Origin of the sequence: Corynebacterium sp. P3-F1, assembly GCF_030503635.1 — a bacterium.
GTDB lineage: Bacteria > Actinomycetota > Actinomycetes > Mycobacteriales > Mycobacteriaceae > Corynebacterium.
Genome location: NZ_CP129965.1, coordinates 962,354 through 982,895, shown reverse-complemented (window position 1 = coordinate 982,895; position 20,542 = coordinate 962,354). Strand labels below are relative to the sequence as shown.

21 protein-coding genes are annotated in these 20,542 nt (G+C 65.4%); 18 read left to right on the top strand and 3 right to left on the bottom strand.

Features of this window, described 5'->3' with window-relative positions; all coding sequences use genetic code 11:
• The first annotated feature begins 157 nt into the window (after positions 1-157).
• Positions 158-1,051, top strand: coding sequence for a polyphosphate kinase 2 (ppk2, locus tag QYQ98_RS04685; RefSeq protein WP_302007593.1), 894 nt, complete (start codon positions 158-160; stop codon positions 1,049-1,051).
• A gap of 144 nt (positions 1,052-1,195) precedes the next feature.
• Complete coding sequence (locus QYQ98_RS04680; protein ID WP_302007592.1) at positions 1,196-1,804, top strand: enoyl-CoA hydratase-related protein; 609 nt, start codon at positions 1,196-1,198, stop codon at positions 1,802-1,804.
• 185 nt (positions 1,805-1,989) lie between these two features.
• On the opposite strand, the gene QYQ98_RS04675 is transcribed toward QYQ98_RS04680, so the two are convergent.
• Complete coding sequence (locus QYQ98_RS04675) at positions 1,990-2,439, bottom strand: MarR family winged helix-turn-helix transcriptional regulator (RefSeq protein WP_302007590.1); 450 nt, start codon at positions 2,437-2,439, stop codon at positions 1,990-1,992.
• 262 nt (positions 2,440-2,701) lie between these two features.
• Positions 2,702-2,995, bottom strand: coding sequence for a rhodanese-like domain-containing protein (locus tag QYQ98_RS04670; protein WP_302007589.1), 294 nt, complete (start codon positions 2,993-2,995; stop codon positions 2,702-2,704).
• Positions 2,996-3,027: 32 nt separating this feature from the next.
• On the opposite strand from QYQ98_RS04670, the gene QYQ98_RS04665 reads away from it, so the two are divergent.
• Positions 3,028-3,783, top strand: a complete 756-nt coding sequence (locus tag QYQ98_RS04665) for a hypothetical protein (RefSeq protein WP_302007588.1) — start codon at positions 3,028-3,030, stop codon at positions 3,781-3,783.
• A 72-nt stretch (positions 3,784-3,855) separates the two neighbouring features.
• Here QYQ98_RS04665 and QYQ98_RS04660 read toward each other — a convergent pair whose 3' ends face one another.
• Positions 3,856-4,392, bottom strand: a complete 537-nt coding sequence (locus QYQ98_RS04660; protein ID WP_302007587.1) for an inorganic diphosphatase — start codon at positions 4,390-4,392, stop codon at positions 3,856-3,858.
• A gap of 385 nt (positions 4,393-4,777) precedes the next feature.
• Here QYQ98_RS04660 and dacB point away from each other — a divergent pair, with 385 nt between their 5' ends.
• The 15 genes from dacB (at position 4,778) to QYQ98_RS04585 (ending at position 20,520) form a co-directional block, all read left to right on the top strand.
• On the top strand, positions 4,778-6,031 hold the full coding sequence (gene dacB / locus QYQ98_RS04655) for a D-alanyl-D-alanine carboxypeptidase/D-alanyl-D-alanine-endopeptidase (protein WP_302007675.1): 1,254 nt from the start codon (positions 4,778-4,780) through the stop codon (positions 6,029-6,031).
• 5 nt (positions 6,032-6,036) lie between these two features.
• Entirely contained in the window at positions 6,037-7,002 is a 966-nt protein-coding gene (tilS, locus tag QYQ98_RS04650) for a tRNA lysidine(34) synthetase TilS (RefSeq protein WP_302007586.1), read from the top strand.
• Between the two features lie 197 nt (positions 7,003-7,199).
• Positions 7,200-7,856 carry a hypoxanthine phosphoribosyltransferase gene (hpt, locus tag QYQ98_RS04645; RefSeq protein ID WP_302007585.1) on the top strand — a complete coding sequence of 219 codons (657 nt, stop codon included), beginning with the start codon at positions 7,200-7,202 and terminating at the stop codon, positions 7,854-7,856.
• Between the two features lie 132 nt (positions 7,857-7,988).
• The gene (gene ftsH, locus QYQ98_RS04640; RefSeq protein WP_302007584.1) at positions 7,989-10,619 is read left to right on the top strand and encodes an ATP-dependent zinc metalloprotease FtsH; all 2,631 of its coding nucleotides are present in this window, start codon (positions 7,989-7,991) and stop codon (positions 10,617-10,619) included.
• Positions 10,612-11,256, top strand: a complete 645-nt coding sequence (gene folE, locus QYQ98_RS04635; protein ID WP_302007583.1) for a GTP cyclohydrolase I FolE — start codon at positions 10,612-10,614, stop codon at positions 11,254-11,256. The genes ftsH and folE overlap by 8 nt, the downstream gene beginning before the upstream one ends.
• Positions 11,257-11,258: 2 nt before the next feature.
• Positions 11,259-12,128, top strand: coding sequence for a dihydropteroate synthase (gene folP, locus QYQ98_RS04630; protein ID WP_302007582.1), 870 nt, complete (start codon positions 11,259-11,261; stop codon positions 12,126-12,128).
• Positions 12,129-12,542, top strand: coding sequence for a dihydroneopterin aldolase (folB, locus tag QYQ98_RS04625; protein ID WP_302007581.1), 414 nt, complete (start codon positions 12,129-12,131; stop codon positions 12,540-12,542).
• A 9-nt stretch (positions 12,543-12,551) separates the two neighbouring features.
• Complete coding sequence (gene folK / locus QYQ98_RS04620) at positions 12,552-13,022, top strand: 2-amino-4-hydroxy-6-hydroxymethyldihydropteridine diphosphokinase (RefSeq protein WP_302007580.1); 471 nt, start codon at positions 12,552-12,554, stop codon at positions 13,020-13,022.
• Positions 13,019-13,486 (top strand): DUF3180 domain-containing protein, encoded by a 468-nt coding sequence (locus tag QYQ98_RS04615; protein ID WP_302007579.1) that lies wholly within the window; start codon positions 13,019-13,021, stop codon positions 13,484-13,486. The genes folK and QYQ98_RS04615 overlap by 4 nt, the downstream gene beginning before the upstream one ends.
• A 10-nt stretch (positions 13,487-13,496) precedes the next feature.
• Positions 13,497-14,861: a DUF6779 domain-containing protein gene (locus QYQ98_RS04610; RefSeq protein WP_302007578.1), complete on the top strand. Its 1,365-nt coding sequence runs from the start codon at positions 13,497-13,499 to the stop codon at positions 14,859-14,861.
• Positions 14,861-15,511, top strand: a complete 651-nt coding sequence (locus QYQ98_RS04605; RefSeq protein ID WP_302007577.1) for a hypothetical protein — start codon at positions 14,861-14,863, stop codon at positions 15,509-15,511. The genes QYQ98_RS04610 and QYQ98_RS04605 overlap by 1 nt, the downstream gene beginning before the upstream one ends.
• 32 nt (positions 15,512-15,543) lie before the next feature.
• On the top strand, positions 15,544-16,347 hold the full coding sequence (locus QYQ98_RS04600) for a pantoate--beta-alanine ligase (protein ID WP_302007576.1): 804 nt from the start codon (positions 15,544-15,546) through the stop codon (positions 16,345-16,347).
• A gap of 92 nt (positions 16,348-16,439) precedes the next feature.
• Positions 16,440-17,690, top strand: a complete 1,251-nt coding sequence (locus tag QYQ98_RS04595) for a hypothetical protein (RefSeq protein WP_302007575.1) — start codon at positions 16,440-16,442, stop codon at positions 17,688-17,690.
• Between the two features lie 209 nt (positions 17,691-17,899).
• Positions 17,900-19,480 carry a lysine--tRNA ligase gene (gene lysS / locus QYQ98_RS04590; protein ID WP_302007574.1) on the top strand — a complete coding sequence of 527 codons (1,581 nt, stop codon included), beginning with the start codon at positions 17,900-17,902 and terminating at the stop codon, positions 19,478-19,480.
• A 101-nt stretch (positions 19,481-19,581) separates the two neighbouring features.
• Entirely contained in the window at positions 19,582-20,520 is a 939-nt protein-coding gene (locus tag QYQ98_RS04585) for a hypothetical protein (protein ID WP_302007573.1), read from the top strand.
• Positions 20,521-20,542: the final 22 nt, after the last annotated feature.

Sequence of the window (20,542 nt, the reverse complement as noted above, 5' to 3'; positions counted from 1 at the left end):
TTGAAACTCATCCGGCTTCACTACCTGAGGGGCCGGAGGCGGGATTTCTCCATTCCGCGGCTCGGTCTGATGCTGGGCATGGAGGAGCGCCGAAACCTCGATGAAGTGGCTGCGTTAGGCCAAGCGGTGGGGCGCGACCCCCGCTAAACTAGCGGGCATGGCAAATGACGATGACATGCCCTTGATCGATCTGACGGAAACCGAAGGCTACTACGTCGATGACACGGACGAGGACGACCCGACGCTGCTGATGCCGGACGGCACTCCGATCCAGACGTGGCGTGAGAACTACCCGTATGACGAGCGCATGACGCGCGACGAGTACGAGAAGGTGAAGCGTGCGCTGCAGATTGAGCTGCTGAAGTGGCAGAACTGGACGAAGGACACGGGTCAGCGTCACATCATTATCTTTGAGGGCCGCGATGCCGCAGGTAAGGGCGGTACCATCAAGCGTTTCAACGAGCACTTGAACCCGCGCGGTGCGCGGACGGTGGCGCTGGAAAAGCCGAGCCCGCGTGAGTCCACGAGCTGGTATTTCCAGCGCTATATCGAGCACTTCCCGGCTGGTGGCGAGATCGTTTTCTTTGACCGTTCCTGGTACAACCGCTCTGGTGTGGAGCGTGTGATGGGCTTCTGCACCGAGTCGCAGCACGCGGAGTTCCTGCGTGAGGTGCCCATGCTGGAGAACATGATTCTCGGCTCGGGCATTTCTTTGACCAAGTTCTGGTTCTCCGTGACGCGCAAGGAGCAGCGCACCCGCTTTGCCATCCGCCAGGTGGACCCGGTGCGCCAGTGGAAGCTGTCGCCGATGGACCTCGCCTCCCTGGACAAGTGGGACGACTACACCCGCGCGAAGGAGGAGCAGTTCCGCTACACGGACACAGACGAATCCCCGTGGGTGACCATCAAGTCTAACGACAAGAAGCGTGCCCGCATCAACGCGATGCGTTACATCTTGTCCAAGTTCGAGTACACGAACAAGGACCACGACGTGGTGGGGGAGCCGGACCCGCTGATTGTCAAGCGCGGCCGCGACCAGATCGGGGACTAGTCGCCGCAGCCTGAGAATGCGCCTAGGAGCAGTTGCTTGCTCCTAGGCGTTCTTCTTTGGTGCCAACGTTTTCGTCCCGGCCCCTCCGCGCGAAATCTCGCGTTACCGTTGTGCGCCCTATCCGGGGGGCCTAGTGTCAACACTGTGCTGATCAACGTCACCCGCCCCGCCGACGGCATCGTCGCGCTGACTCTCAGCCGCGATGAAAAACGTAACGCGCTGAGCGAAGAATTGCTCGTTGCGCTCGAGGGGGAGCTGGAGCGCGCGCTTATCGACGCCTCCTCTGTCCTCCTTACCGGAGCCGGCTCCGCCTTTTCTGCTGGTGCTGATCTATCGGCCGGTGATCCCGCCGGGATCTACCCGTCGCTCAAGCGCGTGGTGGACATGATCCGCGGCGCTGAGAAAGCCGTGGTGGCGTACGTGAATGGCCCTGCGATCGGTGCCGGCGCGATGTTGGCGGGGGCGTGCGATATCCGCGTGGTGGCGCCGTCTGCGCGGTTCGCCATTCCAGTGGCGAAGATGGGCGTTCCCGTTCCGCCTGGCCTGGCGGCCGAACTTGCTGGTCTCGTGGGTGGTGCTCGGGCCCGGACGATGCTCATGACGGGCATGCCGCTCAATGCTGCAGTGGCTGTCGACTCTGGTTTCGCTGCACTCCGTGGCATGTACGACGATGCAGTCGAAGTTGCGAAAGTCTGTGCAGCGGGCAATCCGGCGACGATAGCGTCGATCAAAAGTACTTATTTCAGTGAATAATTGGACCTAATTCCGCGCCCGATACGACAAGCAAGGGCGCGCATGCATATATCTGCTGGTTCGTTGACACCGGAAATGGGAAGGAGAACCTGCAGAAGGATATGGGTGGGTGGGGATGCGATGAGCAAGGGCCCGTCGATAAGCGCAATGCTTAAGGCGGGCCCTTTTCGCGTACCTGAAAGCGTTTAGGGCTGGGGCGCGGACGGAGCCATGATGGCCTTGGACAGCTTGCGCAACTGTTTGAGCTGCTTCGTCGTCGTGGCGTCGAGGGCGCGGTTCTCCGCGTCGGCCACCACTTGAGCGAGCCGTGTGTGCATCTTCGCGCCCTTCTTTGTGGGCACGACAATCTGGCGCCGGCGATCCTTCGCATCACGTTCACGGGCGACCCAACCGTGCGTCTCCAGCGAATCGATCAGGCGAACCATGTCGGAAGCATCGACCGCGAGAAGCTCCGAGAGCTGAGTCTGGCTCGCGGCATGCTCAAGCGTGCACGTGAGCACCCAGAACTCGCGCATGGTGGTGCTGAACTCCGCCAAGGCCTTCTCCACTTCTTCCCGTGTCGCGCGGCGAATGCGCTCGATCTGGAAAGAAGGGGACTGGACCAGTAAAAGCGGGTGCGCGAGAGTTTCAGCCATGAACCCAATCTAGCATCCGTTGGTCACGCCCATGGTTGGTGGAGTATCACGGTTTGCTGGATGGTTCTAGGCGCGGTTAACCAGGTCGTCGAAGGGCCATTTTCCAGTATGAAAAGCGGTTGTGATAGATGCCGTGGTCGGCTGGCAGCTGCGGGGCGTTGTACCGGCCGAAGAGGCGCAGCTGAATAGCTAGCGTCCCGCTGCCGGATCCAACCTCTCGCGGACCCGGCTCATGCCCGTGTCTTTTGGTGCTTACCTGTGGTTACTGCGCCGTGGGCAGCCCCGCGCTGACCCACGCCTGGGTCCCGCCGAGCACATTGATCGCCTCCGTGCCGAGGACTTCCTCGATGTACTGCGACGCCTCTACGGACCGGCCGCCGGACTTGCAAATAACATAAACCGGCTGCTCCAGATCGATCTGGCCCGCCAGTGCGACGAAATTGGACAGAGGGAGATTCACGGCGCCTTCGGCGTGGACATCGGAGAACTCGTCGGGTTCGCGGACGTCGATAAGCTGGGCGTTTTCTGGCACTTCGGTGACTTGTACTGACTGCATGGCGCCAGTGTAGATGAACTATTGTCGTTGCTATGGCTGGCGATGACGTGCGTGGATACCCTCCGCGGAGAACCCCGCCGGCCCGTGTCCACCCCGCCGCGCCCCCGCGGCGCTTCGCACCCCAACCCCCGCACGTGTACAGGAGACGTCGCCGGGTCGCCGTCCTGCTGCTGATCCTGCTCGTCCTCCTGTTCATCCGCGCCTGCGTGCCCAGCGAGCACGACCGCGAAATGAAGGCGTGGAAGGAACAAGCCAACCTCGCGACCCAGCAACCTCTCGACGTGGGGGAGGAGATCCCACCGTCGCGCCCCGTGGAGATGCAGATCCCGGGACTGGACATGACCGCGGAATTCGAGGACAAGGACTGCCGACTTATCGAGGGCGCCATCGTGTCTTCCAGCGCCGATCGTGCCTGCGCGTTCACCGTCGACAACCGGCCCTACGTGCTTCCTGGCACCTCCTCCAGCGACATCGTGGTTCTGGCCGGCGACGCTGCCGACACGGGGGCCTTTCGGCTGCTCGGTGGAGATCAGTCATTGTCACCGGGCGACTCCATGTATCTGGAGACCCGTGAATCCGGTGGCCGGTGGCTGAAGTACCAGGTCACTGATCTGCACAAACCCTACGTGGGTGCTCTCCCCCAAACCACCGAGATCTGGGGCAATGTTCCCATGCCTGGGCGGTTGCTCACTATTGCTCGTATCGGGGACACTGGCAGTTCTGATGCCGAAGTGAGCTTTGCAGTAGTGGGGTGGCAGTTGCAGGAGGTTGTGGATCAGCCTGAGTAAGGGGGAGAAACACCGACGCCCCGCGGCACCGTTGTGTGGGGTGCGCACGGGGCGTCGATAAGCGCGAATACTTTAGTTCTTGGTCTGGGCGTCCTTGGTCTCCTCAAGGTTCTCTCGGGAGTTCTCCTCGCCCTGGGCCTTGAAGTTCTGCAGGGACTCCTCAAGGATCTTCTCTGCCTCGGCCTTGTTGCCCCAGCCGGAACCGGTGACTTCCTTGTTGGGTTCGAGGTCCTTGTAGTGGACGAAGAAGTGCTCGATCTCGTCCTTGACAAAGTCGGAGACGTCGTCGATGTCCTGGTAGGACTCGTAACGCACATCGTCGATGACGCAGAGGAGCTTGTCGTCGCCGCCGGCCTCGTCCGTCATCTTGAACACGCCGATCGGGCGGGCGATCACCGTGACACCCGGGAAGACCGGCTCCGGGGTGATCACGAGGGCATCCAGCGGGTCGCCGTCGTCCGCGAGGGTGTTGTCGATGAAGCCGTAATCCGCCGGGTACGCCATCGGTGTGAACAGGTAACGGTCCAGGAAGACGCGGCCGGACTCGTGGTCGACCTCGTACTTGTTGCGGGAACCCTTGGGGATCTCAATGATGACTTCAATGGCCATGGTTGCTCCTTTACGTAGAGGGGGCTTTTGTCTGGGCACCATCGTAGCCTGCGGGGTGTGCGTGGCGTGCTGTTCAGTCCAGCGTAGGTGCGCGAATCGTGTGCACGATATGTACATGAATGGGGGACGGGGTTTGAAGAATATTGAACTGAAACGGACTGACCTCAAATGAAGCGCACATCGCACGGCACGGGGTGCACTTGAAGAGGTGGAAGAAGTCCTGTTGTTCTTCGCCGTTTCATTGAAGCCGGTGTTGCTGAGGCAGTGGCCAATGATGTCGTTATTCAGGTCAGAGATGCCCGCTGACTGATCGCTGGAGCTCGAGGCGCTTGAACCGCCCACCGGGCAGACACAGCGCCAGCCTGCACTACGCTTGTCCCCGATGATGAAACGAGTGTGGCCGTGGGTCGTGGGCGCTGCAGCGGTGTTTGCTGTCGGTGGGGCAGTGGGCACCGGCGTGTGGGTGCAGCAGGAGCTGCGTGATCTCAACCATGCGCCGGCGTATTCGATGGCGGAGCCGGAGGCGTTTCCGGTTGAGCCGGCGTCGGCGGAGCCCGTCGATGAAGCGAAGTTGCGCGCGGAGCTGTCGGCGCAGGCGGCTAACCCGCAGTTGGGCACACTGCACGTGCGGGTGAGCAACGGCACGACGGGAGCCACGGTCTTTGAGCAGGACTCCAATGACCCGCTGCAACCGGCGAGCTCCACGAAGGTGCTCACCGCGGCGGCTGCGCTGTACACGCTTGAACCGGACGCGACGATCACAACGGATGTTGTGCGCGCAGGTGACGCGGTGACCATCAAAGCTGCAGGTGACGTGTGGTTGACGCCTGCAAAACTCGATAATCTCGCCGCAAAGATCGATACCGCTTCCGCCGTGTTCATCGACACGTCAGCCTGGCCCGAAGAAACGGTGATGCCGGGTTGGGACCTGCAGGACATCGACGGCGGCTTCGTCGCCCCGATGGAGCCCGCGATGATTCACGGTGCGCGCCTCGGCGGCGAGGAAAGCGGCGACGTGCCGCGTTCCCATACGCCAGCGCGGGATGTGGCTCAGGCGCTCGCGGACCGTGTGGGTGCGCAGACTGTCGGTTTCGGTCCCGCGCCCGCCGACGGCCAGGTGGTGGCTAGCGTGGAGTCCCCGCCGCTCTCGCAGCGTCTGCCGGAAATGATGAAGCACTCCGACAACGTCATGGCGGAAGCGATCGGCCGGGAGGTCGCCCGCGCACGCGGGGGAACATCGCCGCAGGCCACGCTGGATACGCTGACCGAGCACGGTTTCGACATCGCCGGCGTGACGTTGGCGGACAGCAGCGGCCTGTCGCGCTTCGACCTCATCCCGCCGCGCTTGCTTGACGATGTCATGCTCCGCGCCACCTCCACCGACGAGCTCCGCGAACTGCTCCCAGCTCTCGCTATCGCCGGCGGCGACGGCACGCTCTACGAGCGCTACAGCGACCTCCCCGGCAAGGGCTGGGTCCGTGCCAAGACAGGCACGCTGACGGGCACATCCGCGCTCGTGGGCACCGTCACGTCCGAAGTTGGTAACGTGTACACGTTCGCGATGATCAGCAACGGCAGCGACATCCTCACCGCACGCCGCCTCATGGACGAATTCGCGTCCACGCTCCGCCGGTACTAGCCGCCATGCCGCAGACTCCGTTCTGGCCGCGCCAATCGCCGCACTTTCTCGCTTGCCGACGCGCCGTCCGCCCCTTTCCTCGCCCCGCCCTTATCGGGCTCTCCGGCGGCCCCGACTCCTTGGCCCTGGTTGCTGCCGCAGCCGCCGAAGGCAAGGATGTCCGTGCTGTAGTGGTGGACCACGGTCTGCAACCCGGTTCCGCCGATGTGGCCGCCCGCGCCGCCGCCCAGTCGGAGAGGTTCGGTGTCCCCGCCGATGTTGTCCGCGTGACCGTCGATACCGCGCCGGGGGAGAGCCTCGAAGCTGCCGCCCGCACCGCGCGGTACGCCGCCATCGCCGGCGCCGCCGCCCAAGACGGCCGCGAGATCTGGGTCGCCCACACCCTCGACGACCAAGCGGAGACCCTGCTGCTCGGAGCCCTGCGCGGCAACCCGGCGGGCATGGCGCCCGTGTCCTCATTTGAGACCGGTGCCCACGCGTTCCGCCTCTCCCGCCCGTTCCTGGGTATCCGCCGCGCAGACACCGTCGGCGCATGCAATGAGCTGGGGTTGGAGCCGTGGCACGACCCGATGAATGATGACCGCGCGTACCGGCGCGTCGCCGTCCGCCACGACATCATTCCCGCCCTGAGCAACCTCATTGGCGGGGATGCGGTGCCGGCACTCGCGCGGACAGCGGAGCGGATCGCGGCGGACCAGGCACTCCTTGCAGCACGTACGGATCTCAGTCCCACAGACGACTGCGATGCCCTTGCCGCGGACCCCTCGCCCGTCCGGCAGCGTCGCATCCTCGCGTGGCTGCGTAAGGAGGGGGTGCGTGTGGCCGGGGAGCCGCTGACAGCAAGCAGCGCCCAGCTCACCGACATCGAGCGCCTGTGCAGGCACTGGCATGGTCAAGGGCCGGTCACGATTGGTGGCGGTTTCAGCGTCGCTCGAGCCGGCGGAACTCTCAAGCTCACCAGCGCGTCTTAGGCTGTCCGGGCTTTCCCGCGGACGCCACCCCTCCCCGCCGGTCCGTCAAGATGTGACGCGCATCGGTCCCATGCTCGGAATGGTGCCGCCGGACCTCATGGCGGAAATAGACGAGACTCTTAAACTTCAGCTTGGACTGGGGTGATGGTGGGGGCGGGGGCATCGCACACAACCGAACTCGTGGCAAGATAGCCGGTATGGCTGATGGAACGAGGCTGAGCGAAAGCAAAAATTTCGATGTCCCGGCGCACCGCTACGGCGATGACGTCGAAGCGATCCTCATCCCGGAGGATGAGCTGAAAGAGCGCATCCAGGAGATGGCGGACAAGGTCTCCGAGCTCTACCGCGATGCGGAAGACGACCTCGTCTTGGTGTGCGTGCTCAAGGGCGCGGTGTACTTCCTCACCGATTTCGCTCGTGCTCTGTCCATCCCGTCCGAGGTGGAGTTCATGGCCGTGTCCAGCTACGGCAACTCGACGACCAGCTCGGGCGTCGTGCGTATCATGAAGGATCTGGACAAGGAGATTTCCGGCCGCGATGTGCTCGTGGTGGAGGACATTATCGATTCGGGCCTGACGCTGTCCTGGCTGCTGAAGAACCTGTCGGGCCGCCAGCCGAAGAGCCTCAACGTGATCACCCTGCTGCGTAAGCCGGAGGTGCAGACGGCGAAAATCGACCTGCTCGACGTGGGCTTCGACATCCCCAACGAGTTCGTCATCGGCTACGGCCTCGACTATGCCGAGCGCTACCGCGACCTGCCGTATGTGGGCACCTTGCACCCGCGCGTGTACTCCGAAACCGGGGAGGAGCCGGTGCCGTCGCGGAACGAGGGCCCGGAGAGCGTCGAGATCTAGGTCCCCGCGGCGCCACGGCAGCGCCAAAGGGCCACGCGACGGGGACGGTGCACCACCGCGGGGCCCGAATTTGCCACGGTGAGTAGGCTGTAAGAACTACAACTTCCGGCTAATCACCCACAACAGGACTAGATGAATAACAAAACTGTCGCGCGCTACGGCATCATCGGCGCCACCCTTTTGATTCTGCTGTACCTGGTCACCCTGATCGGGGACGATTCGCGCAATTACGCCGAGGTGGATACTTCGGTGGCCCTGCAACAGCTCGCCGACAAGAACGTCGAGGAAGCGCAGATCGATGACCGCGAGCAGCGGGTCCGTCTGACTCTGCGTGAGCCGATTACCGTCGAGGAGCGCGAGGGGATCGAGGATATCCAGGCGCAGTACCCCGCGCGAACCACCCCGGACATCTTCAATGCGGTGAAGGGCGCGGAGGCGGATTCCTACACCACGAATGTGACGCAGGAGTCCTTCCTGCTGTCCATGCTCGGGTTCATGCTGCCGATGGTGCTGATCTTCGGTCTTATCTTCTTCTTCATGTCCCGCATGCAGTCGGGCGGCGGCATGTTCGGCATCGGCGGTTCGCGCGCGAAGAAGCTGACCAAGGACATGCCAACGAACACCTTCGCGGATGTCGCCGGCGCGGACGAGGCGGTGGATGAGCTGCAGGAGATCAAAGACTTCCTGCAGGATCCGGAGATCTACGAGCAGCTGGGGGCGAAGATTCCGCGCGGCGTGCTGCTCTATGGTCCGCCGGGTACCGGTAAAACGCTGCTCGCCCGCGCCGTCGCAGGTGAGGCGGGCGTGCCGTTCTACTCCATTTCCGGTTCAGACTTCGTGGAAATGTTCGTCGGTGTCGGCGCCTCCCGCGTCCGCGACCTGTTCAAACAGGCCCGCGAGAACAGCCCGTGCATCATCTTCGTCGACGAGATTGACGCGGTGGGCCGCCAGCGCGGCTCCGGCACGGGTGGCGGCCACGACGAGCGCGAGCAGACGCTCAACCAGCTGCTGGTGGAGATGGACGGCTTCGGCGACCGCGAGGGCGTCATCCTCATCGCGGCGACGAATCGCCCGGACATCCTCGATCCGGCGCTGTTGCGTCCGGGCCGTTTCGACCGTCAGATTCCGGTTACCAACCCGGACCTCGCGGGCCGCGAGCAGATCCTGGCCGTCCACGCGCAAGGCAAGCCGCTCGGCCCGGATGTGGACCTGAAGTCCCTGGCCAAGCGCACGGCCGGCATGTCGGGTGCGGATCTGGCCAACGTGCTCAACGAGGCCGCGCTGCTCACCGCCCGCATCGGCGGCAACGTGATCACCGCGGATGCGCTCGAGGAAGCGTCCGACCGCGTGATCGGCGGTCCGCGCCGCTCGTCGAAAGTCATCTCCGAGAAGGAGAAGAAGGTCACCGCCTATCACGAGGGCGGCCACACTCTGTCCGCCTGGGCGCTCAAGGATATCGAGCGCGTGTACAAGGTCACCATCCTCGCTCGCGGGCGCACGGGCGGCCACGCCATGACCGCCGCCGAGGACGACAAGGGCATGTACAACCGCGACGAGCTCTTCGCCCGCCTCGTCTTCGCCATGGGTGGCCGCGCCGCCGAGGAACTCGTCTTCGGCGAGCCGACCACCGGCGCGTCTGCCGACATCGAACAAGCCACCAAGATCGCGCGCGGCATGGTCATGGAATACGGCATGAGCGCCGCGCTCGGTGCAGTCAAGTACGGCGACGAGGACGGCGACCCGTTCGCGCGCGCAATGGGCGGCGGCAGCCTCGACTATTCGCCCGCTGTCGCTGAGACCATCGACCGCGAGGTGCACGAGCTTATCGACGCCGCCCATCAGCGCGCCTACTCCATCCTCGCCGAGAACCGCGACTACCTGGACACTCTCGCCTCCAAGCTGCTGGAGAAGGAGACGCTGCGCCGTGGCGACCTCGAGGCCATCTTCGATGGCATCGAACCGCAGGGTTCGGGCCTCGAGCTTGTCGACGCCCGCTTCCCCCGCCAGCCCGGCCGCGAACCCGTGAAGACCCCGGTGGAGCTGGCCGAGGAACGCGGTGAGGAGCCGCCCAAGAAGTTCTCCCTGCTCGAGGCGTCCCAGCAGGCCCGTGCCCGCCGACAGGCGCTGCGCGAAGCCGAGCTGAACAACCGATGGCTCCCGCAGGGCAACCAGCCCGCGAAGGGTCAGCCGGGTCCCCAGGGCGACGGCTCCACCCGCTGGCAGCCGGGCTCGTCCGCGCCGGGGGTGCAGGGGCAGCCTCAGCGAACCCAGCAGACCCAGCCGCGTTATGACGGACCGCAGCCGCCCGCCGACTGGTCCTTCACCGGTGACGGGCGTGCTCCCCAGCCGCAGCAGCAGACGCCGCAGCCACAGCACCAGCCCGCCCACGATCCCGGGCGAAGCCCGTGGCAGCACCTCGGGCAAACGCAGTACCCGGTTCAGCCGGGCCAGCCGACCCCGGCAGCCGCGCCGGCACCGGAGACTGAGATCATCGGCTTCCGCCTGCCGGAAAATGAGCAGCCAGACCACGTCTGGGACGACCGCGCCGAGAGCACGAACCGCGAAGGCGACACGAACGGGGCAGACGGCTCAAAGGACTCGGGAGAGCAAGCGCCGAGCATCGACGCGGCCGGTGTCGCGGAACCGACACCCCGCGAGGGCGACGCACCAACGGAGCAGCTGCCGCGCCCGGATTCGCCGGCAACGTGGACTGAACCGTTAGTGCCGTCCGAACCGCGACACGGGAGACCCGACAATGAGTGAAGACACAAAAGTCCCGACCACGAGTGATGTGGAAAAGAACCCGGAAACCGGCGAACTGTTGGAGACGCGTCCGCACTTCGACCGCGAGCGCGCCGAGGCCGCCGTGCGTGAGCTGCTGCTTGCGGTAGGGGAGGACCCGGACCGTGAGGGCTTGCAAGAAACCCCGGCACGCGTCGCGCGGGCGTACGAGGAAGTCTTCGCCGGGCTGCACACCGACCCGACCACCGTGCTGGAGAAGACATTCGCGGAGAACCACGAGGAGCTCGTGCTCGTGCGCGATGTGCCGATCTACTCCACCTGCGAGCACCACCTCGTGCCGTTCTATGGTGTGGCGCACATCGGGTATATCCCGGGCGAGGACGGCCACGTCACCGGCTTGTCCAAGCTGGCGCGGTTGGCGGATATGTACGCCAAACGGCCGCAGGTGCAGGAGAGGTTGACGAGTCAGATCGCGGATGCGCTCGTCGATAAGCTGCATGCGCAATCGGTGATCGTCGTGATCGAATGCGAGCACCTGTGCATGGCTATGCGCGGCATCCGCAAGCCGGGCGCGACGACGACAACGTCGGCTGTGCGCGGAGGATTCAAACGCAACGCTGCCTCCCGCGCGGAGGTATTGAGCCTGATCAGGGGGTAGAAATGGTCACCGTCGAAGATTTGACCGCGCCCGGCCGCACGATGGTCATGGGCATTGTCAACGTGACCCAGGACAGTTTTTCCGACGGCGGGAAGTGGCTAGACCGTGACGCGGCCATCGCGCACGCGAAGGAACTGGTGGCGCAAGGCGCGGACATGATCGATGTCGGCGCTGAATCCACCCGGCCCGGTGCCACGCGCGTCGACGCGGGTGTGGAAGCCCAGCGCGTGAAACCCGTGATCGAGGCGCTGCGCGCCGAGGGAATCCGCACGTCCGTAGACACGATGCGCGCGGCCACTGCCCGCGTTGCGGCGGAGGCCGGCGTGGACATGATCAACGACGTCTCCGGCGGGCTCGCGGACCCAGACATGTACGCGGTCATGGCGGAGACCGGTCTGCCGGTGTGCCTGATGCACTGGCGCACGGTGCACAACGCTGAGTTCGGCAACGCGGCCGGCTCCGCGGACCATGGCGGCGACGTCGTGCGCGATGTCCGCGAGACGCTCGCCCGCCTGACGGACAATGCTGTGGCCGCCGGAGTGGAGCAAAGCCAGATCGTGCTCGACCCGGGCCTCGGCTTTGCCAAGACCGCCGCCGACAACTGGGCGCTGCTGCAGGCGTTGCCCGAATTCATCGCCGGTGACCTGCCGGTTCTCGTCGGCGCGTCCCGCAAGCGTTTCCTCACGGAGATCCGGGCGAACCGCGGTCTGGAAGCGAACCCGTCGCTCGCGGACCCCGCCACCGCCGCGGTCACTGCGATCAGTGCGCACCTCGGCGCGTGGGGTGTGCGTGTGCACGAGGTCGACGTCTCCCGTGACGCTGTCGACGTGGCCGCCGCATGGCACCTCGGCGCCGGGTACGGGCAGGCCTAGATGGCCGACCGCATCCAACTCACCGGCATCCGCGTCCACGCCGGCCACGGTGTCCTGCCGCACGAGGCGGAGTACGGCCAGCCGTTCATCGTGGACATTACCGCCTGGCTCGACTTCGCCGACGCTGCGCGCGACGACGACCTGGCCCAAACCGTCAACTACGCCGAACTGGCCCAGCTCGCCGCCGACACGGTTTCGGGCACGCGCCGCCAGCTCGTGGAGACAGTGGCCACCGAGATCGCCGAGCAGGCCATGGCCGCGTTCGCGCAGGTCCACGCCGTGGAAGTCACCGTGCACAAGCCGCATGCGCCTGTCGGTCTCGTGCTTGACGACGTCGCCGTCACCGCCCGCCGCTCCCGCAAGCATGCCGCCACGGCTGGTTACGCTGGCTCGGCCGCCGCCCCGGAGAAATAGGAGCCCCGCATGCGTGCAGTGTTGTCCACAGGGTCGAACATGGAGGATTCCCGGGCGCACCTCGCGGCGGTGGAAGAGGAGTTCGCCGCGGACCTGGTCGCCGCCTCCCGCGTATACCGCACTGCACCGTGGGGCGGGGTGGAGCAGGCGGACTTCTACAACCAGATCCTCATCGTGGACGTGGACGAGTCGCCGCACGAGCTGCTTGCGCGGTGCCAGCGCCTCGAGCAGGAGGCGCACCGTGTCCGGGAGGTGCGGTGGGGGCCGCGGACACTCGACGTGGACATCATCGCCCTCTACGGCGACGACGGGGAAGAGATCACCGTGGACACCCCCGACCTCACCGTCCCGCACCCCCGGGCCCACGAGCGGGCTTTTGTCCTCGTCCCGTGGTTTGCGGTGGATGGGGAAGCACAGTTGGGTGAGCGGGACGTGAATAAGCTTGTAACTGAACTCGACGACGAGGTGACCCCGCTATGAACCGCACCAACGTGACCGCCCTGGTGGGCGCGGCCGGATTCTTCGCGGCCGCCGCCCTGATTCTGGTGCGGCGGTTCTACGGCGCGTGGCAGACAATCTCCGTGGTGTGGTCCTTGCCGTTGTGGGCGGTTGCGGCACTGTGCGCGTTCCTCGCCGTCATGGTGCGCCGCCGGCGCGAGGAAGGCCGTGTGGGGTTGGACCGCTCGCAGATCAACCCGATGATGATGGCTAATTTCATGGTTGTCGGCAAGGCCAGCGCTTGGTCGGGAGCGATCCTCGGCGGCTGGTTCCTCGGCTTGGCGGTGTGGGTGCTGCCGCGGATCAGCACGCTTGCCGCGGCGGAAGCAGACTTGCCCGGTGTTATCGCCGGGACCCTCGGTGGGGCGGCACTGGCCGTTGCTGGTGTGGTTCTTGAACGCTCCTGCGAGGTGTCGCCGCCTGCTGAAGGTGAAGCTGCGGGTTAGAGTATTGAGCATGACTGCGGAGAATCGGTCGCGCGACGGCGGCAACGTGTGGATGATCGTCCTGATCGCTCTGGCACTCATCGCCACGGTGATCATGCTGTTCAGCGATTCCGCAGTGTGGCTACAGGTCGCCCTCCTCGCTGCCTTGTGGGCCGCGATATGCGGGTTCCTGTTGGTCAGCCGTGCCCGAAATGATCGTGACCGTGTCCGCGCCGAGCTCGACGCCCGCGAGCGCGAGCACCAAGCCGAGATTGAGGTGCTCCGCGCACGCAATGATACTGACCGCTCCGCCCTCGAAGCAGCCCGCGCCGGCGAGGGCCTGCCCCCGGCCGTCGACGTGGAAGTCCTCCGCGAGATCCGTGCCGAGCTGGCCACCCTCCGCGCACAGCTCGAGGACCTGTCCGGCCGCGAGTTCGGTTACGAGCCCGCCGCTCTTCAGGCCGAGGCCCGCCGCGTCAAGGAGATCGAGGCCCGCGCCAGCCGCGTCGCCCCGACCGCTGAATCCTCCACTACTGCCACGCCGAGCCAGCCCCAGGAGCAGCCCGTTAAACCCGCGCCGCATCCGGAACCGCAGCAGGCGAAGTCGACACCGCAACCGCGCCCCCAGCAGCCCGAGCCGCAAGCACAGCACCAGGCTCCGTCCGAGCCGGCTCGCACCCCGCAGCAACCGCAGGAACCGCAGCAGCCTGGCGCGCACCCGCGCCCGGAGCCGGTCACGCAGAAGAACCCCTTCGACCAGCCGCGCACGGAGCAGACCCGTCCGCCCACACCGGCGCAGCCTGCGCCCAACCCTGCTCAGCAGCCTCAGCGTCGGGCCTCCACCCGGTGGGATGCCCCCAATTCCACGGAGGAAACCTCCCGCATCACCCCAGTGCGCGATGCCGACGAAGACCAGGCGATCAATGCGCTGATGAAGCAGCCGCAGCAGCCGAAACAGCAGGAGCAACGCCAGTCGCCGGCCTGGCCCCAGGCCCCGAAACAGCAACGTCCCGCGTCCGAGCAGCAGGCACGCCCGGCGGAGGGCTCGATGCGTGTGCATGGGGCACCGTCGTCGGACGCTGTCGCCGGTCGCGTGGGAACGCACCGCGCGCCCGAGGGCCGCAACCCGCTGACGGACCTCATCCGCGAGCGCCAGGAAGAGCTCGAGCGTGAGCGAGCCGAGCGCGAGCGTCAGCAGCGTGAGGCACAGGAACGCCAGCAGCGTGAGGCCCGCGAGCGCGCGGAGCGTGAGCGCCGCCAGCGCGAGGAAGAAGCTCGCCGCGCGGAAGCAGCTGCGCAGGAGCAGGAGAGCCGGGGCCGCCGCCGCGCGGACGAGAACCGCGACGGCGCGTTGACTGTCGCCGAGCTGCTCGCGCGCAGCAAGAAAGGCCAGTAGTGCATCCACCGCGCCTGCGGGTGTGGGCCTCCCACGGCAGCACGCTCTCCGACGAACTCGCGCGTGTGGGGCACGCAGTCACCGTCGATGCGCCCGTCGCGGAAGCGGCGAACAACGATCTGCTGCTTATCGACGCCGCCGACCTCTCCCACACCCCCGCCCTCATCGCCGCTGTGGAACCGCACGTCCGGCACGGCCAGATGGTGCTGCACACGCTTCTCGACGAAGGCGTGCAGCTCCTTGACCCCCTAGAAGTTCACGGTGCGGTGGTGATGGCCGCGCACCACATCTTCGACGACATCTGGGTGACAGCGGCGGCGGACGAGCTGGGGGAGGCGACCGTGAGCCTGCTCGTCAGTGAGATCGGCGGTACCCCGATCCCCGTGGACGATGCTCAGCGCCCGGTGCTCATGGCTGCGCAGCGCCTGCGGGCGCTGGAGTACTTGGTGCGGCTCGACGCCTACACCCTTCTCCGCGGCGAGATCCCCGGCATCGAGGTGAAGGCCGACGAATTCCTCTACGGTTCCGAGCGGCCCTACGCCTACCCGCAGAGCCCGGAAGCGATTGAAGCAATGCGTTCGGCGATTGCGGACCCAGGAGCACGGGAGCTGTATGAGGGGTTGGAACGGCGTGCGGGGAGGCGTCGATAGGCGGATTGCGTGAGCACCGTACCCTGGAGCCCATGAGTTTCGAACCTGGGAAGGCTGTGGTGGTCACGGATGCCGCGCAGCTGGCCACGTACGGCCGCGCGTTCCGCAAGACCGGCAAGCGGGTGGTGCTCGTGCCGCTGGGGCGCGGGCTGCACGCGGGGCATATTGCGCTGATCCGCGCCGCGAAGTCGCTGCTCGGCGGGGTGGTCATGGTGACGTTTTGCGGCGATGAGGTCCCGGAGGACTTCGCGCGCGAGGGCGTCGATGTCGTCTTCCACGGCGAGCTGGACACCCCGGTTCGCGTCGTGCCGCAGCTGGACCACCTCGAGGACCCCACCGCGGTCGCTGAATCCGTCACGCGCGCGATCGCCGCAATCAACGCCACGCACGCGACTGATGTGGTGGTGGGTGAGAAGGACTTCGAGGAGCTCGTCGCGCTTCAGCAAGCGGTGTCCGGCCTGCGTATGGAGGTTCAGCTCCACAGCCTTCCCACCGTTCGGGCGGGTGGCGGCGTGGCCATGTCGCTGCGTAACGTCGGCGTTCCGGAGCAGGACCAAGACGCCGCCCTTGCTCTGTCGGCCGCCCTTACTGCCGGCGCGCACGCCGCTGAGCACGGCCCTGACGTGGTGCTTGAGACTGCCCGCGGGGTTCTCGAGGCGGCGGGCATCGAGCCCGATTACCTGGCGCTGCGTTCGCTCAGCTTCAGTAAGGCACCGGCGGTTGGCGATGCCCGCCTCCTCGCCGCCGCGACCTTCGGGGGCGTGCGCCTGATCGACAATGTCGGGGTGCCTCTCGGTATCGGTTTCAAGAACATGGGCGAACAGCCCGAGCCTTAAAATAATCTGCGCGCTATGTTTAATGCAGCAGATTGTTCGTCACGCCCGGCCGCGCCCCGGACCACGCAGAAGGACCAATAAGGACCACCGCTTTGGCACACTACAATTTCTACGACTCGCTCGGACTCGACCGCGGCAAGGACGCGGAAGCGCTGGGCAAGGAGATCGATCAGCGTCTCCAATCGCAAGAGCTTAACGACGCCACCCGCGACGAACTCCAGGTCGCCCGCCGCATCCTGGGCGATACCGGCCGCCGAAAGGTCTACGACACGCGTCTCGACGACCCGGCAGCCCCCACCGTCGATGTTCGCGCTCTCCGCCAGATGGCAGCAGCCGAACCGGGTCCTGCTCCCGCCTCCGGCGCTCCGTTCAGCCCTGGCGCTCCCACGACAGGGTTCCCTTCGGTCGGCTCCGGCAGCACAAAGGTGACAGCCAGCAGCACTGGGAACAGCACCGGCGCAGACTCCGCATCCGATACCCACGAACCGTCTGCTCCAAAGCACAAGAAGCCGAAGCAGTACTTCCCGGACACAGACCCGAATGCGGAGACAGTGAGCCCCACAAAGAACGGGCAGCCCACCGCGCCGGGCTGGGCCCCGGGCACCTACCCGACCACCACCAACATTCCCGTGTACCAAGGCCCGACGAACGGTCAGTTCCCCGGTCAAGGGGCCGTGCCCGGCGGCCAGTACGGCTTCCAGGGGCACAACCCCGGCCAGCCGCAGTACCCCTACCCAGCACAGCAAACGGGTCCGTCGGTGCAGCCGGTCCAACAGATGCAGCCGGTGCAACCCGACCCGGGCGCGCAACCAGCTCCGGCATCCAGCGAGGCCGGCCAGGGGAACGCGGAAAAGAAGGGCGCGTCACCATGGCTGATCGGTGCGATCGTCCTCGTTCTGTTGGCTATCGCCGCTGGTGGCTGGTGGCTGTGGAAGAACCAGGGCACCGAATGGAGCGCTACTGAGCAAGAGATGGCGGACACCTTCCCGCAGATCATCTCCGAGAAAGATGGCCAGCGCGGCTGGATGGGCATGAAGTGCACGTCCCTGCCTGCGACAAACGGTGAAGATGCCCGCATCCGCTGCTCCGACAAAGACCTCGGCGTGAGCATCATGGACTTCGGCACCCAAGCCAACCGTGATGCGCAGCTGCCTGAGGGGGACGCGGAAGTCATCGGCAACAACGTGTGTTCCGCACGCTCCTACAAAATGGAGGGCGTGACCCCGCCGGCGTACCGGATTGCCCCGGAAGGCGCGGACTCGCAGTACCTCCTCCTTGTCAACGGTGGCGAGGCGGAGAGCAAGCGCATGTACCTCAACCTGTGTGAGAAATCGCGCGGATAACCGGCAGCGCCAACAGCGGGAGCAGAAGTGCCAGCTGCGTTTCTGCTCCTAGCCGGACGATGCGACGCTACGCTGCTCCTCCGACGACGCCATGAGCTACACCATCTCCGGCGCGCGTGGCACCATCACCCCGCACGGCCGCGTCGACTACCCGCCTGTGTGGACCCTTCCGGACTATTGGTAGGCGGAAGCGACTACGGTAGGACATCGTGACTAACCAGGACCTTTCAGAGCAGGAACAGATCCGCCGCGCCAAGCGCGAAAAAATCCTCGAGCAGGGCAAGGAGGCGTACCCGGTCGAGGTGGACCGGACCACGTCCCTGCGCGATCTGCGTGCGAAGTATGTTGTCGCCACCGATGACGTTCTCGGCACCGAGGGCGAGGCTGCTGGCTCTGCCGCTTTCTCAAAGGGCGTGACCGTCCTCGAAGCTGGCCAGGAGACGCAGGACGAGGTCGCGGTCGCAGGCCGCATCATGTTCCAGCGCAACACGGGCAAGCTCTGCTTCGCTACTCTGCAAGAAGGCGACGGCACCCAGCTGCAGGTCATGCTCTCGCTCGCCGAGGTCGGCGAGGAAGCCCTCGCGGATTGGAAGTCCGACACCGACCTGGGCGACATCGTCTCCGTCCGCGGCCGCGTCATCGCATCCAAGCGCGGCGAGCTGTCCGTCATGGCGAAATCCTGGCACATGGCATCCAAGGCGCTGCGTCCGCTGCCCGTTGCGTTCGCCGACATGAACGAAGAGCAGCGCGTCCGCTACCGCTACACCGACCTGATCATGCGCGAAGACGCTCGCACGAACGCCCTGACCCGCATCAAGGTCATCGCCGCCCTGCGCAAATACCTCACCGGTGAGGATTTCGTCGAGGTCGAGACGCCGATGCTGCAGACCCTCCACGGCGGGGCCGCAGCCCGGCCGTTTGCGACCCACTCCAACGCCCTCGACATCGATCTCTACCTGCGCATCGCACCCGAGCTGTACCTCAAGCGGTGCGTCGTCGGCGGCATCGAGCGCGTCTTCGAGATCAACCGCAACTTCCGCAACGAAGGCGTGGACAGCTCCCACAGCCCCGAATTCACCATGATGGAGACCTATCAGGCGTGGGGCACCTACCGCGACGGCGCCGAGCTGATCAAAGGCGCCGTGCAGTTCTGCGCCCAGGAAGTCTTCGGTTCCACGACCGTTACGCTTGCCGACGGCACCGAGTACGACCTCGGCGGCGAATGGAAAGTCCTGGAGATGTACCCGTCCCTCAATGAAGCGCTGGCGCGCAAATTCCCCGGCCAGCCCGAGGTGACAATCGACTCCACCGTTGAGGAACTCAAGGGCATCGCCGCCGAGATCGGCCTCAAGGTCCCCGAGAACGCCGGATGGGGCCACGGCAAACTCGTCGAAGAGATCTGGGAAGAGCTCTGCTCCGACCAGCTCTACGAGCCGACCTTCGTGATCAACTTCCCTGTCGAGACCTCCCCGCTCACCCGCGACCACCGCTCCAAGCCCCGCGTCACTGAGAAGTGGGATCTCTACGTCCGCGGCTTCGAGCTGGCCACCGGGTACTCCGAGCTCGTTGACCCCGTTATACAGCGCGAACGCTTCGAAGACCAGGCCCGCCTCGCTGCCGACGGCGACGACGAAGCCATGGTCCTCGACGAGGACTTCCTCGCAGCAATGGAGCAGGGCATGCCGCCGACCTCCGGAACCGGCATGGGCATCGACCGCCTCCTCATGGCCCTGACCGGCTTGGGTATCCGCGAGACCGTCCTCTTCCCGATGGTTCGCCCCGAGGCGTAGGACACCGTTAGGCGCGCTCCCGGTTGCCGGCTCGACTGGCCTCGTTCCACGTTGTCGCGCTTAGACACGTGGCGGCATGACTGACGGGATAAAGTGAATTCATGCGCTCATTTTCCCGCCCTATTTTGTCCGCAGTCTGCGGCATTGTTCTTGTTTCCTCCGCCGCAGTCGGCTGCTCCGGCGGGTCGATCGAAGAACCAGAATTGACCAAAGTCAGCTCCGACTCCAGCAGCGCTGAAGCAGAGGCTGAAGACGAGCCCTCCGCATCACCGGAGCCGATGTCTAACGGATCTAAGCCCGATTGCTCGCCCGAGGCGGTGGAGGGTTCAGTGGGGCACGAAGGTGAACAATGGGTCGTCATGGAGTGCGAGGGAGACTTCGCCTTCGTCGGTCAAAGCGACAGCGACTTCGTTTTCCCAGTCATGTGGGAAGACGGGAAGTGGACTACCTTCAAGGCCGACGGGCGACTTGAAGACGGAATCCAGCCAGCGTGCTACAACAAGTCCACGCTTGATCGTCTCGGTGTCGGTCCCCGCGTCAGGGCGCATCTTTACGATTGCGCCTCGGAGGAGCTTTTCGGCGGGAACGGGAACTCGGGTGGCTCCGGTTCATCGGGTGGCGGCGGTCAATCCGGCTACCCGAGGAGAAACAGCGACGGGTACATCGTCGAGGTGGGGCTCGGCGAAGCTGGGCAGAAGGCCTCGTTCCCGGCGTGCGACGGACGCTACATTCTGCTCCTCGATTCGGTGGTCGACTCTGGCGATGGCTTAGATACGTTCTATGAGTTAGCTGAGGCTGTTTTGCACGCTAACCCCTCTGGTAAGGAATTCACCGTCCCGGGCCAGTGTGACTCGCTGCGCAAGAGCGTCCACGGAAACGACATCTACCCGGTCTATTTGGACTTCGGTTCCGACATGGCGGCAGCCTGCAGAGCGAAGTCTACCTACGGAGGCAGTGTCCGCCCGCTGAAGAATGGATCTTTCCCCGATGCCTCTGACTCGGATGTTGATGAAGTGCGGGGCGCTCTCGACCCCTGTTAAACCGTGCCGGTGTCGGATTGGG

Bases quoted from the DNA above. Each gene is read 5' to 3' on its own strand.
- folP (WP_302007582.1), top strand. From the start codon at position 11,259: ATGGTCACCGTCGAAGATTTGACCGCGCCCGGCCGCACGATGGTCATG.
- QYQ98_RS04665 (WP_302007588.1), top strand. From the start codon at position 3,028: ATGGCTGGCGATGACGTGCGTGGATACCCTCCGCGGAGAACCCCGCCG.
- QYQ98_RS04610 (WP_302007578.1), top strand. From the start codon at position 13,497: ATGACTGCGGAGAATCGGTCGCGCGACGGCGGCAACGTGTGGATGATC.
- QYQ98_RS04670 (WP_302007589.1), bottom strand. From the start codon at position 2,995: ATGCAGTCAGTACAAGTCACCGAAGTGCCAGAAAACGCCCAGCTTATC.
- QYQ98_RS04660 (WP_302007587.1), bottom strand. From the start codon at position 4,392: ATGGCCATTGAAGTCATCATTGAGATCCCCAAGGGTTCCCGCAACAAG.
- ppk2 (WP_302007593.1), top strand. From the start codon at position 158: ATGGCAAATGACGATGACATGCCCTTGATCGATCTGACGGAAACCGAA.
- ftsH (WP_302007584.1), top strand. From the start codon at position 7,989: ATGAATAACAAAACTGTCGCGCGCTACGGCATCATCGGCGCCACCCTT.
- QYQ98_RS04600 (WP_302007576.1), top strand. From the start codon at position 15,544: ATGAGTTTCGAACCTGGGAAGGCTGTGGTGGTCACGGATGCCGCGCAG.
- folK (WP_302007580.1), top strand. From the start codon at position 12,552: ATGCGTGCAGTGTTGTCCACAGGGTCGAACATGGAGGATTCCCGGGCG.
- folB (WP_302007581.1), top strand. From the start codon at position 12,129: ATGGCCGACCGCATCCAACTCACCGGCATCCGCGTCCACGCCGGCCAC.
- dacB (WP_302007675.1), top strand. From the start codon at position 4,778: ATGAAACGAGTGTGGCCGTGGGTCGTGGGCGCTGCAGCGGTGTTTGCT.
- hpt (WP_302007585.1), top strand. From the start codon at position 7,200: ATGGCTGATGGAACGAGGCTGAGCGAAAGCAAAAATTTCGATGTCCCG.
- tilS (WP_302007586.1), top strand. From the start codon at position 6,037: ATGCCGCAGACTCCGTTCTGGCCGCGCCAATCGCCGCACTTTCTCGCT.
- QYQ98_RS04615 (WP_302007579.1), top strand. From the start codon at position 13,019: ATGAACCGCACCAACGTGACCGCCCTGGTGGGCGCGGCCGGATTCTTC.
- QYQ98_RS04675 (WP_302007590.1), bottom strand. From the start codon at position 2,439: ATGGCTGAAACTCTCGCGCACCCGCTTTTACTGGTCCAGTCCCCTTCT.
- folE (WP_302007583.1), top strand. From the start codon at position 10,612: ATGAGTGAAGACACAAAAGTCCCGACCACGAGTGATGTGGAAAAGAAC.
- QYQ98_RS04585 (WP_302007573.1), top strand. From the start codon at position 19,582: ATGCGCTCATTTTCCCGCCCTATTTTGTCCGCAGTCTGCGGCATTGTT.